Here is a 13,518-nt window from a genome sequence, read left to right as displayed (position 1 = left end):
TTTTTACTGCACTAATCTATAACTTTACCAGCATGAATATTCGTAAATTTATGATCGTTAATGACAATTTCACCATTAACAAAGACATATTGCATTCCTTCAGTTAATACATTCCAATGAGCGAATGATGCGTTAACACTTATCTGCTTAGGGTCAAATACGATGATATCGGCAAAATAATCAGGCTTAATTTGACCTCGTTTTTTAATATTAAAATACTTTGCTGTGTCTGCACTGCTTCGCTGTATGAAGGTCTCAAGAGACATTAAGTTTTTATCTAAAACATAGCTTTTTAACTTTTTTGGAAAACTAGCGTATTTTCTTGGGTGCCCATCGGTACCATCTGATGAAGTAACAACCCAAGTTTGTTGCATAAAGTTTTCGACATCTTCCGCAGACATGTTAAAAGAAGCAATACGAACTTGACCCATTAACACCAGTTTTTTTGTTGCGGAGATAGCTGATAAATTCCACTCTTTGGCAACTTGCTCAAGTGTCTTACCTTCTAAGCTTTTATCATAGAATTTAGTGATTAAAATGGCTTTAGCTCCACCGCGACGACGCAAGTTTTCTGCAAGCTCTCGGTCAATTTTATCTTGTAACCTTGGATCTTTGAGTCTTGCATGAAACGCTTTTTTGCTATCTGCCATGACCCATTTAGGCATCAATGCACTATGCAGTTTAGTGCCAGATGCTAACCAAGGATATTGATCGGCTGAAATACTTAAACCTCGCTGCTGTTCAGACTCGACCAGATTAATGATTTGTTCACTTTGCCCCCAAACGTCAACGCCTAGTGCTTTTATATGTGCCAGATGCAAGTGAATATCTGCAGCTTTGGCAATATCAATCGCTTCTTGTACGGCGGGAATGAGGCCGATTGAAAACGTACTTTCATCGCGAATATGGGTGTCATAGATGCCATTGAATTTTGCAGCGACTTTAGCTAAACGAACTACTTCGTTGGTATTTGCATAGCTGCCGGGAACATAATAAAGACCACTAGATAAGCCTAGTGCGCCTTGTTCCATGGCTGCTTCTAACAAGGCTTCCATTTGCGACATTTCTTTTTCTGTGGCGTGACGCGCCACTTTTCCCATGACTTGTTTTCTAAGAGAGCCATGACCAACTAACAAACCTACATTGGTACCGATACCATTGGCATGTAAAGTATGTTTGGTGGCATTAAAGTCAACAGGACCACCGCCATCATTGCCATTGATGACAGTCGTTACTCCTTGAGTTAAATAGTTTAGGTTGCTATTTCGGGTGCTACTTTTTAAATCTGATAGTGAATGTGTATGTGGATCTATAAACCCTGGGGCTATCACCTTACCAGACACATCAATGACTTGTTTTGCTTTAATATGTGTGCTGTCAGGTGCAAATATTCCACAAATTTTATCTTCACAAATGGCAACTTTTTTAGCATTTGCGGCGGAGCCATCCCCCGAAATGAGTAAACCACCTGTCAGCAAAATATCGGCATTGAAAGTTGGTTTGCTAGCACAGCCCGTGAGCGCCATCAACATGACTAAAGCGCTCAACTTTAAAGTATTAGCTTTCATGTTAGTGACTCTACTGTTTTTGCTTGCTGAGCAGTGTTGACATGAGCGTTTCTGCAGCCTCGATCGCCGCTTTATCGATCAAAGCTCTGTCAGTGTTGTCACCCATTTCATAAGTGACCGCATGTACTTTATATTTATCAGCGATAAATTGCTTGAAAACGCCGCGATTTGGATTTTGCCCAGCTTTTCTTCGTACTTCAAATTCAGGTAATGTTTTTTCAAGTTTATCTAGCCAATCATTCGTTAATGTGTGGTTATGACTTAAATAATCTTCAGGGATGGTATAAAAAATATCTTTGTAAGTAGAATGAAAATCTACAGCGTATTTAATTTCTCCGCCATTTTCGACTAAGCCATCAAGATACTTTACGACACTCGCTACTTCAGGTTGCATAGCTGTTTTCCAATCTCGGTTGAGATCTTTTCCAGCTACATTGTGACGCCAATATCCATGGTAGACACCATCAGGGTTTATATTTGGCACAACCAGTATATTGAAGCGTTTGCGAAATGTATTTGCGATTGCTGAATCTGAAAATACATGGTCAACAAAGGTAAGCATGGCTAAGGCTCCGGTTACTTCAGGCGGATGTTGCCTGCCAACAAGGATCAACCATTGATTACTCTTAGCTCGGCTTTCAAGTTTAAAAATAGGTCTGTGTTCGATAGACCAACCGATTATGTCATGGTTGAGAAAGCTTTTTTGCGCATGTGCTTTTGCCCAGCGGTGATACTCCAGACTATTAAGAGATTCTTGAGCTGATATCCAAAGTGGCTCTGAAGAGACATTGAGTGAAAAAGAAATGTCTTTGTCATGCTTCTCAAAAGGGATTAAATGCCAAGTATTGTCTTTAAATACTTTTGGGCTGTAGCGCATTTTTCCGCCATCCGCTTTGATAGAAATCTTAACTTGCTTTTGTTCTTTTGCTGAAATCTTAAAACCGAACCAAGGGCTATTGTTGATGGGGGTGTTTTCTGGTAACAAGGTTAACTGTATATGTTTATCATTAATTTGTTCACAATGACCTATTCGTGCTGTCGCAAATTGAGTATCTATGGTTATATCACCGTTTAAACAGGCGTTTGCAATATTCGAGAATATTGATAGGGAAAGTAATAAAATTGACTTATGTATCATAATTTAATGCCGTAAAAAGTTAGGCTTACCTATGACGGTAAGCCTAAGTTTGAAAACCAACTTATTTAAAATGACTTGCTATAGCTTAAGTAAAAATAGCGCCCTTGGCTTGAATGCATGCTACTTTGATAACCGAAATGTGCATCTGCCAGTGGTGGTTGCTTATCAAAAAGGTTTCTAACCCCGAATGTTATCTTACTATTGTTCAGCCAACCTTCTTTTGTAAAGTTATGATTAACGTACGCATTAACTGTGGTCCAGCTCTCTACTGGTAAATAAATTAATTCACCTTGCTCGTCAGCATAATTCGTACTGGTGTCTACAAACTTGCCGACATATCTAGCACTTATACCTGCTGCCCAATTATTTTGTTTCCATCCCATAGAGGCATTAAAACGCCATTTAGGTCGACCATTTTTCTCGACTAAACTTCCACCGCCAGTCAGTTCAATATTTTCACCGTCAAACAAAATACTTTCGTTACCAGCTGCTTGTGCTGCACTTATTGTGGCAGTAATGGCATCTATATCTTGATAAAACTCTAATAGTCGCGCTGCGTTAACCTTGAAGTCGAACCGACCAAAATCAGATTTAATATCATAGTTAATGCTTAAGTCGACACCACTGACTTTTCTCGGATTCAAGTTGGCATAATCATTTTTAACATGGAGAATTTCAAGATTTTCATCGCGAATAACAAATTCATTTTTACTGCCCTGACTGCGTAGCAAAGCATCATAGAGCAAGTGAGTTTGACTGCTTAGTAAGCCAACTAGATTCTCCTGCTCAACTTGCCACCAATCAGCAGTTAATAGCAAGTTATCAGTGGGTTTTAAGACAATACCAAAAGACTTGTTTATATCATCTTCAGGTTTTAGTGTGTCACTGCCGCTTCTCAGTTCTAATACACCACCTCGAACGCCAGTAACAGGATCGCGTCGGGTATTAGTACGGGCAAGGTTATCGGCTACCACCTGAGGTAACCCAGGAGCTCTAAAACCTTCTGCATAAGCGGTACGGAATTGTAGCCAGTCATTTACTTCCCAAGATAATGCCAGTTTAGGTTTTAAGACGTCTCCAACATCACTGAATCTTTCATATCGAGCAGCAGCTTGTAGATTGATGTTTTTTGCAAAAGCTGCATCTTCAACTAAGGGGACATAAAACTCAGCATATGCAGACAACACATTGCGGCTACCACGACTGTCTTTCGTAGGGCTATTACCTAGTACATCACTTTCGGTGAGCAGTTTTCCGGTGTTCTGATCAATAAATGGTGAGCTGGTGTCTAGCAAGTTATCTCTATCTTCTTCATAACTTTCATGACGGTATTCAACGCCTGCAGCAAAACCCAGGTCTCCGGCAAATATAGGCATTAACTCACTATTTGAGATCTTGAAATCCCACTGTGATAAGGTCGTTTTACTTTCTCTATCAACGGTTGTGGTAAAGCTATCTATTACAGCCTGTGGATTTGCGCTGCTGTCACCTTGAGTGACATTGTTGATATCACCACCTGTGAATATATTGTAAGCTGTATTTTTATCTGTGCTGTTAATTGCAGCCTGGAATTTACTTGCTTGCACCCAGTTAAAAGTTCTATCTAGTGAGTTGGCCTCAGTATGAAATATCGCTGACTCCCAATCCCATTCATCAATGTAACCCTTTAAGCCTGTCAATAATCGATAACTGTGATCGGTTACTTCAACTTGTCTGCGACCAGCATCTACAGGACGATAATTTCTCACCGTGATCAGTTCGTCAAACGGGTTGTGATAGGCGTCGGCGGCGATACTGAAACGCTGTGATGATAAATTGTGTGCTTGAAAGCGGGTTCTTTCTGATTTGGCTTGGTAATAAAGGGCTTCACCGAATAATTCTATTTCATCAGTCAACTCTTGAGTATAAAGCGCATAGGCATTAAATCTCTCAACATCAGACGTTAAAGAGTTATCGTAGTTTCGGTTATATCTCAAATCTCGAGGCTGGCTGCCACTACTCGCGCAAACACCATTTTCTAGAATTACTTCACAGTCTCCCATCGTTTGCGGGCGAATGTGAAACTTGCCAATTTCTTTACCGCTGAACTCACCCCATGGTGAAGCCGAGTGTCGATTATCTAACTGTGTATCGCCAATAAACTCTTCTGGGAGAGTAGGGTAACTTGATAAATCAGCTGAGCGAGCATATTCTCGTTCATTGGCCATCATGCCATTTTTAAAATAAGCGTTAAAAGAGGTAGTTAAATGAGATTTTTCGTCGTTGAACGCAAAGCCTGTAATGCCGCCAATGGTAAGTTGATCTTGTGATGTGCCTTCTGAACTACCGTAATTAAAACTCAGTTCACTGCCTTCATAGTTGTCTTTTAACACATAGTTAATGACGCCAGCGACAGCATCTGAACCATATATTGCTGCCGCACCATCACGTAATACTTCGACTTGCTTTAAGCCTTTCACTGGCAAAGTGTTACTGTTGACGGTTGTAACTGGTACTAGGCCTTCTGATTGAGTACCTGGGTGCAATACTAAGCGACGGCCATTCAGTAGAGTAAGTGTATTACCAGTGCCCAGACCACGCAGATTAATAGACGATACATCGCCTCTAGCGTCATTCACTCCAGCGCCAGAACGACCTTGGTTAAATGATACTTCGCCCATTTGCGGAATTTCAGCGAGTAGTTCAGCTCCTGTCATAGCACCTGTTTTTGCGATGTCCTCGCCTGACATAACAGTAACGGGCAGCTCACCTCTGTCTTGATTCACTTTAATATTTGAGCCAACTACACTGATTTTTTCTATTTCTTTATCATTACCCTGTTGAGCAAGTGTAGTTGATGAGATGCATGCAAGAGCAACACAAACACTTAAATATGCTGGCTTCATCGCGAGATTGGCTTTGAATGTCATGTTTTCACCATTTTAGTCGTTGTTATATTTGGATTGGGCTTTTTGTCTTTCAGTTTTTTTAAAGCCCTGCCTGCTACAGGCTAAACAATAAATAATTTATTTTAGTTAACAATTTATAGTTAATAGCTCATCCATAACCTTAGGTTATAGGGTGCAAGGTTTAATGATGTAAAGTTAATCCTTGAGATGTGTTAGCGTGAAAAAGTAAACATGTAAAACAATTAATTAACTTTCAATTCAAATCTCGTTAGGAATTGTCATGATAAAGTCTAAGCCATTAGCATTGCTTATCTTCTTATTTGGAGTATGTACTGCAATTTATGTGGGGCAGGGCGCTGGTGTGCACTGGGTAGAGCAACAATATAGCTATGATATTCATAAATCAGATTCTGGGCAGCTTAGTTATTATTTTAAGGGTGAGCAACGCGATATTCCGGATTTGGTGCCATATGACAGCTCTCCTCTCAGACAAAGCAACTTAGACGAACTGCAAGCAGCGCCCAAGTTGTCGCAACAGTGGGTTCAAAAGGCGGAGCAAGTTTTATTACTCAAACCCGCTTTTCATTTTGGTGCTTGGTCGTTATTACCTGCAGTGATCACAATTGTTTTGTGTTTAATGACTCGTGAACCTCTAACAGCTTTGTTAGCTGGGGTGATTGTTGGCGCAATGATGTTAGGGCGATATGATCTGACTGACAAAGTGTTAGTGCCCAATTTGGCAAGTGAGAGTGCAGCGGCAATTTTATTGTTATACCTTTGGTTGCTCGGTGGTTTATTGGGGATTTGGTCTAAAACGGGGGCTGCTCTAGCATTTGCAAATTTTATGACTAAGCATTTTGTCAAAGGGCCGCGCAGCGCTAAATTAATTGCTTGGCTTATGGGGGTTCTATTTTTTCAAGGTGGCACGATGAGTACTGTGCTGGTAGGAACAACCGTCAGGCCTCTTGCTGATAAGGCCAAGGTCAGCCATGAAGAAATGAGTTATATTGTTGATTCTACAGCTTCACCGATTGCATCAGTAATTACCTTTAATGCCTGGCCGGCCTATGTACAGGCTTTAATATTTGTGCCAGGCGTAAGCTTTTTGGCGACAGAGGCTGACCGTATTAGTTTTTTCTTCAGCAGTGTCCCTTTCAGTTTCTACGGTATCTTGGCTGTTTTAGGCACCTTATTATTGAGCTTAAATATCACCCACTTTTCAGGAGAGCGTATTCGTGCGGCGCATATTCGAGCAGCTAGAACAGGTCAATTAGATGCAGAAAATGCCAAGCCGCTCAGCGCAAAAGAATTGCAGGGGGCAGATAGTCCTGATTATTACACTGCAAATATTTGGGAGTTTTTGCTGCCTTTGGCAAGCATTATCGGTATCGCCATTGGTACATTTTATTTTTTAGGATCACCGAAAGTAAATTGGGCGTTTGCTATAGCCTTAGTGCTTGCTGCTTTCATGGCGATGGCACGAGGCATGGCACTAGAAGATATCATAGAGGGGTTTGGTAATGGACTAAAAGGGGTTGTTGTTGCCTCGGTTATTTTGATGTTGGCTATTACCATTGGTAGTATCAGTAAAGAGGTTGGTGGAGGTTTATACCTAACGCAATTGCTAGGTGAGCAAGTTCAATTTTGGATGTTACCTTGCTTTTTGATGGTATTAACTATGTTGATTGCATTTTCAACAGGCACGAGTTGGGGGACCTATGCCATTGCTTTTCCATTGGCTATGCCATTGGCTTGGTCGATTGCCGAAATGCAGCACTTAGCTGACCCTTATATGTTTATGACTTTATGTTTTGCTGCGGTATTAAATGGCAGTGTATATGGCGATCAGTGTTCTCCAATTTCTGATACGACTATACTAAGTGCAATGACAACCGGCTGTGATTTGATGGACCATGTGAAAAGTCAGCTTGTACCTGCAACATTTGCTGCGATAGCTGCGATGTTGTTGTGGACCGGTTGTGCTTTTGTATTAGTTTAACTCAGGTACTTTTTATGCGACTTAGGCACATTGAGATCTTTCATGCCATCTACACAACCGGCTCTATCACCAATGCAGCGAACTTACTCCACGTATCACAGCCCTCGGTAAGTAAAGTATTAGCGCATGCTGAGCTACAGCTGGGGTTTGACCTATTCCATCGGGTAAAGGGTCGATTGATCCCTACTGAAGAAGCGGAAAGCTTGTTTGGAGAAGTAGATAAAGTTTATCAACAAATACACTCGATTCGAAATAAAGCGAAAAACATTAAACGGGCCGAATACGGTAATATTAATTTAGGTATCTCACCGGCATTAGGTTTTACAGTTTTGCCTGAGGCGCTGGGTCGGTTCACCGCACAATATCCGAATATTAGTTTTAATATTAGTACGATACATAACGATACCGTGTTCCAGTCACTGATAGAGCATACCAGCGACATCGCGGTGTTATTCTCACCAAAAGTATTTCCTGGTGTTACAACCCTAGAATTAGCAGAGTCTGAAATGGTGGTGGTTTACCCTAAGGCCTATTTTCCTGAAACTCCGAAAACATTGAGTGTTGAGCAATTGGCTGAGTACGACTTTATTGATATCAGTGAAAGTGGACCTTTGGGTGATCTACTATGGAACCGAGTGGTAGAAAATAGCGTTGAACTTAATTGCATGGTCAAAGTACAAACATATTTTATTGCAACTCGGCTTGTTGCTCAAGGTATGGGGCTTTGCGTGGTAGATAAGTATACCGCAAATGCAATGTTGACGAGTGATACGGCGATGGCGTCATTTGAACCACCACTGACGTTTAAAGTTAATGCATTACATTTACAAAACCGTCAGTTAAGTAAAAGTTCTGAGCAGTTTATATCAGAACTAACCTATTCTTTGTCAGGGAGTTAAGAAACCCCATAACATAAGGTTATGGATGCTGAAATCCTTGTCACTTTATCTAATTGTGTTCTGAGATAAGCTCAGAATTAAGTTTCTTAAAGACGTTTAGCAAAGGACACAATTATGATTCTCTCTCCTCCTTATCTGTTATTTATTGGTGATGCAACTGACTTGTTGTCAATTAAAATGGCACGAGGTCTTGCTGATTGGCGACCAGAGCTATGCGTTGGCGAGTATCGTCTTGATGGTTGTACCGTTTCTACAGGGCTAGCACACATAGAAATTGAGCAAGCAGTTAAACAAGGCGCAAAAACCCTAGTTTTAGGGCTGGCAAATTCAGGTGGAATTATTAAAGAGGCTTGGTTGCCAGCAATTATGCAAGCTCTTGATGCGGGTATGGATATTGTGAGTGGCATGCATGATAAGCTATCTGATATCTCTTCAATTAAGCAAAGAGCAGACAAAAATGGCTGCCAATTACATGATATTCGTCATCCTACTGCTAAGTTCGTAACAGGCACAGGTGAAAAAAGATCGGGTAAACGTATCTTAACGGTTGGTACAGATTGCTCTGTAGGTAAGATGTACACCTCTTTAGCCCTAGAAAAGGCGATGGACAAAGCAGGGTTCAATGTTGACTTTAGAGCCACAGGTCAATCGGGAATTTTAATCGCAGGGCAAGGGGTGGCGATAGACTGTGTGGTATCTGACTTTATAGCTGGTGCAACAGAGAGTTTATCGCCGAATAACGAGGCTGAACATTGGGATATCATTGAAGGTCAAGGGTCACTGTCGCATCCCGCATTTGCAGGCGTGAGTTTAGGTTTACTGCATGGTTCGCAACCTGATTACCTTGTCGTATGTCATGCTTTAAATAGAGTATCTATGCGAGGTTTACCTCACTGCTCGCAACCAAGCATAGCCGATACAATTTCACTTAATATTCAGGCTGCAAAGCTAACTAATGAAAAGGTGCAGTTACTCGGTATTGCGGTGAATACTTCTGCGGTTGATACAGAAGAGGCAAAACAAATCTGTGACAAATTAGAAAGTGAATTTGGTGTCCCAGTTTTTGACCCATTGCGAGATGGTTGTGAACGTGTAGTACAAACTCTTGTTAGCGAGTCTGATCAATGATCGCGCTAGCAGTAGAGACACATTGCTTTGCCCTAAAGCAGGTATTTAAAATTTCACGTTCATCGAAAACCTCTGCTGATGTTATTGTCGTGAAGCTTAAAAGTGGTTCATACGTTGGTTTAGGAGAAGCGGTACCTTATGCAAGGTATGGTGAGTCACTTGACTCTGTAATGTCCCAAATAAATGCGATTAAAGCGTATCTTGATAGTGAGGGTATGCTCTCAAATGCAATTCAAAAGATGCCCGCAGGCGCTGCAAAAAATGCACTTGATTGCGCATATTGGGATTTGCGCGCAAAAATTGCGAATAAGCCTGTTCATGAGCTATTGGGTTTATCAAAACCTCAGTCATGTGTATCTGCGCAAACACTCAGTATCGACAGCCCAGAAAATATGGCTCAAGCAGCGGCAGATATGGGGCACCCTCCACTTATCAAAGTAAAATTAGATAGAGACAATATTGTCGATAAAATGCGAGCAATACATGAGGCCAGCCCCTTATCTAAATTTATTGTTGATGCTAACGAAGCTTGGACAATTGAAGATCTATGTGAGGTTGCGCCGACGCTTGCAGAGCTGAATGTGAGTTTAATTGAACAGCCTTTACCGGCAGACCAAGATGCTGATTTAGCAGCATATAATGGGCCTGTTGCAATTTGCGCTGATGAGTCTTGCCATACTCGTGAAGGCTTACAACAACTAAAAAGATATTACGATGCTATAAATATAAAACTAGATAAAACAGGAGGCATTACAGAAGCCGTTGCTTTAATGAGAGAAGCACAGCTTCTGGGTTTTACTATCATGGTTGGTTGTATGGTTGGGAGTTCGTTAGCCATGGCACCTGCTTTTTTACTATCTTCAGAAGCTACATTTGTTGATTTAGATGGTCCTTGGTTATTGTCTGAAGACAGGGCTAATGGCTTTGATTTTAAAGACGGGGTTATGTCGCCTGCTGAGCCTTTATTGTGGGGAGAAGTCTAAATTTTATTTCTTGTAGCCTGAGTGCTTGTTAAGCAAAAACCAATATAAACGGCATGCACGGCCGTTTATATTTTTGTTAAGGAGTATGGCAGGTTAAGTATTAAGAATATTTTTAAACGTGTTAATGACTTTTTTACAATCCTGTTTACTCACATCTTTATGCAATACAAAACGCATTTGCTCACCTGCACAAATTTTGATGCCTTTTTCTAACAGCTTATCGGCAAGCTCAGTGGGTGAAAGCGGGCCTTGGTATTCAACAAACAACATATTGGTGAATTGCTTTGTGACTGTTAGTTCATCGAGTTCATTTAGTTCTTTGGCTAAAAACTCTGCGTTTTGATGATCTTCAATCAGTCTATCAATATTGTTATCTAACGCGAATATACCGGCGGCTGCGACAATGCCAGCTTGACGCATACCACCGCCGAGCATTTTTCGCCACTTGTGAGCTTCATAAATAAAGTCTATCGGGCCACATAAAATACTGCCAAGCGGCGTACCTAGACCTTTCGATAAACAGATAGAAACCGAATCCATCTGCGACGTAATTGCCGAAACAGGCACATTGTGATGCACCGCAGCGTTAAATACCCTAGCACCATCAAGGTGTAAACTAAGTCCCGTGTCGTTACAAAAAGCGCGCGCATCATCCAAGTAAGGCATAGGCAGTGCTTGACCGCCTACGGTATTTTCGATTGATAACAAACGAGTGCGTGCAAAGTGATGGTCGTTAGGTTTTATTTTCTTTTTCGCGATATCCAGTGGAGTGGTGCCATTTGCTGCAAACTCAATTGGCTGAGGTTGAATACTGCCTAATACTGCTGCGCCACCGCCTTCGTATTTATAAGTATGGGCGTCTTGACCAACAATATATTCGTCACCGCGCTGACAATGGGCGAGTAGGGCAAGCAAGTTACTTTGTGTGCCACTAGGGGCAAATAATGCCGCTTCATGGCCGGTTAGCTCTGCGGCTTTTTGTTGTAGTGCATTCACGGTTGGATCATCACCAAATACGTCATCGCCAACAGGGGCGTTGGCCATTGCATCACGCATGGCTTTACAAGGTTGGGTGACAGTGTCACTGCGCAGGTCGATTATTTTATGGCTCATCTTGTTGTTATTGATCTTTCAAAAAAGTGATAGTCCAGTCTAGCGCGTGCAGTGCGGTGATTCAATTACCACGCTGATCTTTAAGGAAAGGTGAAAATTATTAATAATCAATTAAATAGCTACAGTTTACCCTGTTTAAATACAAAGGTTTAGCATAATGTGGGTAATTCAAAAGGTTATAAAAACAACAAAATAAACAATACCAAGGGATCGTCATGGACCGTCGACAGTTTCTCAGCTTTTCAGCCGCCTCTGTATTTTTAACTGCCTGTGGTGGGGGAGGTGGTTCAGCGCCTGAAGTCACACCGCCACTCATAGATAATCGCCCAGATACCGGTGTGGAGAGCAAACTCACAAACGCGCAATGGCAAACGCTGAAAGAAAATGTTTCTGGTCGTGTTATTCTCCCTACGGACGAGCAACCGTATTCGCTGGCACGTTTAAGCTTTAGTACACGTTTTGACCATATTTATCCGCAAGCTGTGGTGAAATGCGCGAATGCACAAGACGTGCAGACTGCGATCCGTTTTGCAAAAGAGCATGAGCTTCATATTGCCCCACGCTCTGGCAGCCATAGCTATGGTGGTTATTCGACAACCGAAGGTATGATAATAGACGTAGCAGATTTGAATGACATTTCATTACAAGGTGACATCGCCACTATAGGCTCAGGCGCAAGGCTTACAGACGTGTATGATCAATTAACACAGCAGGGCGTGTCTATTCCTGCAGGTAGTTGTTTAAGTGTCGGTATTGCAGGGTTAACCATGGGCGGCGGCTTTGGTGTAGTTGATAGAGCACATGGCCTTACGTGCGATACGCTGCAAACGGTTGAGATAGTCACTGCCGATGCTGAAATTATTAGCTGTGATGCGAACAATCATAATGAGCTATTTTGGGCACTGAGAGGTGGCGGCGGTGGTAATTTTGGCATTGTGACGCAATTTAAATTCAAAACACACGCAGCCAACGACATTACTGTATTTGAAGCGAATTTTAGTTTTGATGACTTTGAAGACGTGTTCGCGGTTTGGCAAACTCTGGCAGAGCAGTGGCCCAATGAGATGTGGGCGCAGTGCCTACCAACTTGGGTATTTGGTGGTCCGAGAGTCAATGTTCGGGCATTTTGTTTAAACCCTGCAGCAGAAGCAGAAACTCTCTGGCAAAACTTTATTGCCGAAACAGGAGCTACACCGAGTTCTAACATCCATAATACAAGTAGCTATCGCAGTGTGATGCTAGGTACTTGTGAGAGCAATGTGGCATCTTGTCATCTAAGCACGCAATTTGAGGGAGGAACGATGCAGCGCAGTGCGTTTGGCGCCAGCTCTGACTTTTTTAACTCTCTCATTCCACCAGCGGGTGTAAAAGCATTAAAAGCTGAAATTGAGCAGCAAAATAGCGATGGTCATAACGGCATGATCATTATGAATTTGCTCGGTGGCAAAATTGATGAAATAGGAAAGGGTGAAACCGCATATCCGCACCGCAAAGCCATTGTAAGTGCCGAATATTATTTACCCCTTCACCCAAGTGCCAGCAACGCACAGATAGATACCGCACAAGCTAAGCAAAACGGCTTTAGGCAAGTTATGGCACCATGGAGCACTGGTGGTGCATACGTAAATTATATCGACCCTTTAATTACTGACTGGCAACAGGCTTATTACGGTGAGCATTATCTAACACTTCAGACTGTAAAAAGTCAGTACGACCCAAACAATGTCTTTAATCATGGGCAGAGTATTTTGCCTGCTTAATTTATGAGACAATTTAAAGAGCGTGTTTAAACACGCTCTTTT

Annotated in this window: 9 protein-coding genes; 5 read left to right on the top strand and 4 right to left on the bottom strand. The window is 41.8% G+C overall.

Features of this window, described 5'->3' with window-relative positions; translation table 11 throughout:
* Window positions 1-11 precede the first annotated feature (11 nt).
* From ABMY35_RS11430 to ABMY35_RS11420, 3 genes are all read right to left on the bottom strand, one after another.
* A complete protein-coding gene (locus ABMY35_RS11430; RefSeq protein ID WP_349286317.1) occupies window positions 12-1,568 on the bottom strand; it encodes an amidohydrolase family protein in 1,557 nt (518 codons plus the stop codon).
* Between the two features lie 10 nt (window positions 1,569-1,578).
* The gene (locus ABMY35_RS11425; protein ID WP_349286316.1) at window positions 1,579-2,706 is read right to left on the bottom strand and encodes a M14 family metallopeptidase; all 1,128 of its coding nucleotides are present in this window, start codon (window positions 2,704-2,706) and stop codon (window positions 1,579-1,581) included.
* Window positions 2,707-2,771: 65 nt separating this feature from the next.
* Window positions 2,772-5,615: a TonB-dependent receptor gene (locus ABMY35_RS11420; protein WP_349286315.1), complete on the bottom strand. Its 2,844-nt coding sequence runs from the start codon at window positions 5,613-5,615 to the stop codon at window positions 2,772-2,774.
* Window positions 5,616-5,874: 259 nt separating this feature from the next.
* Here ABMY35_RS11420 and ABMY35_RS11415 point away from each other — a divergent pair, with 259 nt between their 5' ends.
* The 4 genes from ABMY35_RS11415 (at window position 5,875) to dgcA (ending at window position 10,603) form a co-directional block, all read left to right on the top strand.
* A complete protein-coding gene (locus ABMY35_RS11415; protein WP_349286314.1) occupies window positions 5,875-7,593 on the top strand; it encodes a Na+/H+ antiporter NhaC family protein in 1,719 nt (572 codons plus the stop codon).
* Between the two features lie 14 nt (window positions 7,594-7,607).
* Window positions 7,608-8,492, top strand: a complete 885-nt coding sequence (locus ABMY35_RS11410; protein WP_349286313.1) for a LysR family transcriptional regulator — start codon at window positions 7,608-7,610, stop codon at window positions 8,490-8,492.
* A gap of 114 nt (window positions 8,493-8,606) precedes the next feature.
* Window positions 8,607-9,620, top strand: a complete 1,014-nt coding sequence (dgcN, locus tag ABMY35_RS11405) for an N-acetyltransferase DgcN (protein ID WP_349286312.1) — start codon at window positions 8,607-8,609, stop codon at window positions 9,618-9,620.
* A complete protein-coding gene (gene dgcA, locus ABMY35_RS11400) occupies window positions 9,617-10,603 on the top strand; it encodes an N-acetyl-D-Glu racemase DgcA (protein ID WP_349286311.1) in 987 nt (328 codons plus the stop codon). The genes dgcN and dgcA overlap by 4 nt, the downstream gene beginning before the upstream one ends.
* A 93-nt stretch (window positions 10,604-10,696) precedes the next feature.
* Here the strand turns inward: dgcA and ltaE are convergent, their stop codons facing one another.
* Complete coding sequence (ltaE, locus tag ABMY35_RS11395; protein WP_349286468.1) at window positions 10,697-11,704, bottom strand: low-specificity L-threonine aldolase; 1,008 nt, start codon at window positions 11,702-11,704, stop codon at window positions 10,697-10,699.
* Window positions 11,705-11,931: 227 nt separating this feature from the next.
* Between ltaE and ABMY35_RS11390 the strand changes: the two genes are divergently transcribed.
* Window positions 11,932-13,476: an FAD-binding oxidoreductase gene (locus ABMY35_RS11390; RefSeq protein WP_349286310.1), complete on the top strand. Its 1,545-nt coding sequence runs from the start codon at window positions 11,932-11,934 to the stop codon at window positions 13,474-13,476.
* Window positions 13,477-13,518: the final 42 nt, after the last annotated feature.

The organism is Pseudoalteromonas sp. BZB3 (assembly GCF_040104455.1).
Lineage (GTDB): Bacteria > Pseudomonadota > Gammaproteobacteria > Enterobacterales > Alteromonadaceae > Pseudoalteromonas.
This window is presented reverse-complemented; position numbering and strand designations above follow the sequence as displayed.